General features: G+C 63.8%; 4 protein-coding genes and 1 pseudogene. 3 read left to right on the top strand and 2 right to left on the bottom strand.

All coding sequences use genetic code 11. The features are described 5' to 3' along the window. Positions 1-204: 204 nt before the first annotated feature. On the top strand, positions 205-540 hold the full coding sequence (locus R6U01_RS07875) for an ArsR family transcriptional regulator (protein WP_410285911.1): 336 nt from the start codon (positions 205-207) through the stop codon (positions 538-540). Position 541: 1 nt separating this feature from the next. On the opposite strand, the gene R6U01_RS07870 is transcribed toward R6U01_RS07875, so the two are convergent. Both R6U01_RS07870 and R6U01_RS07865 read right to left on the bottom strand, forming a co-directional pair. Further along, on the bottom strand, positions 542-856 hold the full coding sequence (locus R6U01_RS07870; RefSeq protein ID WP_410285910.1) for a HalOD1 output domain-containing protein: 315 nt from the start codon (positions 854-856) through the stop codon (positions 542-544). An 87-nt stretch (positions 857-943) separates the two neighbouring features. Then, complete coding sequence (locus R6U01_RS07865) at positions 944-1,741, bottom strand: TrmB family transcriptional regulator (RefSeq protein ID WP_410285909.1); 798 nt, start codon at positions 1,739-1,741, stop codon at positions 944-946. A 351-nt stretch (positions 1,742-2,092) separates the two neighbouring features. Here R6U01_RS07865 and R6U01_RS07860 point away from each other — a divergent pair. Next, positions 2,093-2,317 (top strand): annotated as a pseudogene (locus R6U01_RS07860) (helix-turn-helix domain-containing protein); the annotation flags it as partial. Between the two features lie 78 nt (positions 2,318-2,395). After that, positions 2,396-2,883, top strand: a 488-nt coding sequence (locus R6U01_RS07855; RefSeq protein WP_410285908.1) for an NAD(P)-dependent oxidoreductase, incomplete at its 3' end; no start/stop codon positions are given.

The raw sequence follows: 2,883 nt of genomic DNA, 5'->3' as shown, positions 1-2,883 counted from the left end.
GACTGACCGACGTTCCCGCGGGACACACCGCGCACTCGACAGGTCGACTCCGAGTCGGTCGAATTCGGCGAGACGCTCTGACACGGACACCCGCGATCGGCGAACAGTCGGCCGGACCCACGAGGTCGTCACTCACTTAATCAAGAATCCGGTCCGTGTGAAAATGCTACACTTATACGCGGTTACCGCTCCGTGAAAACTAATATGAGTGCCGCTCATCTCGATACCTGTTTTGAAATCGTTTCGGACGGAGCGCGACGGGCGATCATCCGACAGCTGCGACGCGAAACCGTCGAGGAGACGACGGTCGCGGATCTGATCGACCAGTTGCTCCAGAAAGACGGGGCGTGGCCCACGGACGCGCCCCCGAATCGAGACCGGATCGCGATCCTGCTGTACCACAACCACCTGCCCCGCCTCGATGACCACGGCGTCGTCGAGTTCGATCCGGAGCGCCGGACCGTCGCGTATCACCCCAACGAGCGGATCGAAGCCGTGTTGGACGCACTTCCCGAAGACGCGGCGCAGACGACCGTCTGAACTACCCGGTCGGTCGAACCACGACGGTACCGGCGCTGTGAACCCGCACTTCGCACCCCGCGAAGGTAAACGAGACGGAGACGCCGGTATCGGTCGGGCACGTCGCGCTCGACCCGGGGAGAAGTCGATCTAGAGCCTCCGGGTCGACCGCCCCGTACAGCGGTTCGATCGCGGTCGGCTCGGCGTCCACGGCGACGGACACCGTCTTGACGACCGCGGTGCTCGGCGCGACCGCCTCCCAGTCGAACGTGGTCCGAACAGTACCGTCCACGCCGGAAGAGCGGTTGCCGTCTTTAGGCCCGTCGGACGCGGTCACGGGCGACACCGAGGGCGTGTGAATCGGTCCGGTTCGGTCGATGCAGGCATGTGTATATGTGGCATAGTTGTGGGTCGTTGCTCTCCGTCAGTCCGGCGCGTCGGTTTCGAGTCGCCACGTGAAAACCGCCTTCAGCACGACGACGAGGCTGTTCGTCTCACCCTCGCCCCAGATCGCGGTCTCCGCCCGCGGATCGGTCGGGGTCGAGTCCTCGCCGTTGACGAGGACGCTCACGAGCGTTTTCTTCCCGTCCACCATCATGAGCCGTCCGGCCGACGTATCCGACCAGACCCACAGCGACTCGAACATCGTCGCGCTGGGGATCTCGTCTTGAATGCGATCCTGGACGTCCGCCGAAACCCCTGCGAGCTGGACCGAGACGCCGCGGTCCGCGGCCGCGCCCAATTCCTCGATCAGCTCCTCGGTGAGAAGGTCCTCGACGGTCATGTACACGACTTCCTCCTCCGCGCTGGCGATGAACTCCAGCACGCGGGCGGTGACCGCCGTTTGCCCGTCGACCGTCCAGACGCCTCGCTGTTCCGTCTGTCGCTGGGCGGGTTCGAGCTCGTCCAGTGCGGACCGCAGCAGCTCGGTCCGATACTGGAGGTCGCGTTCGAACGTCCGGCTCGCGGTTTCGGCGGAGATCGCCCAGAACTGCTTGGGCGACGATTGTTGAATATCGACGAGCCCGCGGTCGTGTAACTCGTCGATCGCGTCGTACACCCGGGTCCGCGGCACCTCTGACACCTGGCTGACGTCCCTGGCCGTTCCGGATCCGAGACTCGCCAGCGCGACGAACGTTCGCGCGGCGTAGGCACTCAACCCGAACCGTTCGAGTTGCTCGACGGCTGCCGCCTGTGGGTCCTCTGTTGGATCGGTATGCATCGATGTGATCGCTCCCGTGGTCACGCGAAGCCGGCCACGTGAAGTGGCCGGTACAGCACGCGGCAGTACAGTGGTTGGGACACGGAACTGAACCGCGCGCTGAGCCAGAGGTTAGCTCCCTGCCCGTATATTTCTTTTGTGATTAAACGGGTAACTATACTAATATAGATATCACGGGGGTTTCCAAGCGTTGAAATTGCGGCGCAAAGTGTTGTCACTCGTTTTGTTACAGATCTGTACACAGTGTTATCGAGAGTAGGGGACCGTTTTCGCTCCGGCGACGTGTCGGCATCGTTGTCTCAATTATCACGCGAAGAGTGACAATAACGTATCCCTTCAGTCGATAAGCGGCTGAGAAGTCCTAGGACTGCCCGGGAGGGTGGGACACGTGGATACGCGAAAAATGCGGAAGAAGCGGTCGAGACTCTCCAGCAACTCGGCTTGAAGGAGTACGAAGCGCGGTGCTTCGTCGGATCGACCCGCCTCGCCGCGGGCACTGCAAAGCGCCTGAGCGAACTCAGGGGGATTCCCCGGACGCAGGTGTGCGACGCCGTCCGGATCCTCGAGACGTCCGGTGGACGACGGTTACGACGTCGGCCTCCGAACACCAGTCAGCGGGCATACCCTTTTCACGTCGTCGCGTGACACACCGCTATGCGCAGTACGTGGAATGTTCTCATCCCGAGTGAAATCGACCCCTCGGGGCCGGACTCGATCGCGGAGTTCGCGGACTGTACCGGCATGGACGAGTACGGCAGCACCGAGGCGGCACTCGACGATATCGGCCGGTACGACGCCCTCATCGTGAGAGTCGCACCCGTCGATGCGGACGTCATCGACCGGGCCGACCGGCTCAAAGTCATCGCGAAACACGGCGCAGGACTCGACAACGTCGACATCGGGGCGGCGTCGAACCGGGACATCGTCGTCTGTAACACCCCGGGCGCGAACGCGCGGTCGGTCGCGGAACACGCGGTCGCGTTGTTGTTCGCCGTCCGTCGAACCCTCCGGACCGCCGACAGTCACGTCCGGTCGGGCGGGTGGGATCGGGAGGCGATTGCGGGCCACGAACTCGCCGGCGACGCGCTCGGGCTGTTCGGCTTCGGGGCGATCGCGAGGGACGTCGCGGACCTCGTCCGGGG

This window comes from Halorubrum sp. (genome assembly GCF_046498025.1).
Lineage (GTDB): Archaea > Halobacteriota > Halobacteria > Halobacteriales > Haloferacaceae > Halorubrum.
The sequence above is the reverse complement of the archived record's forward strand: the minus strand, read 5'-3'. Positions and strand labels throughout refer to the sequence as shown.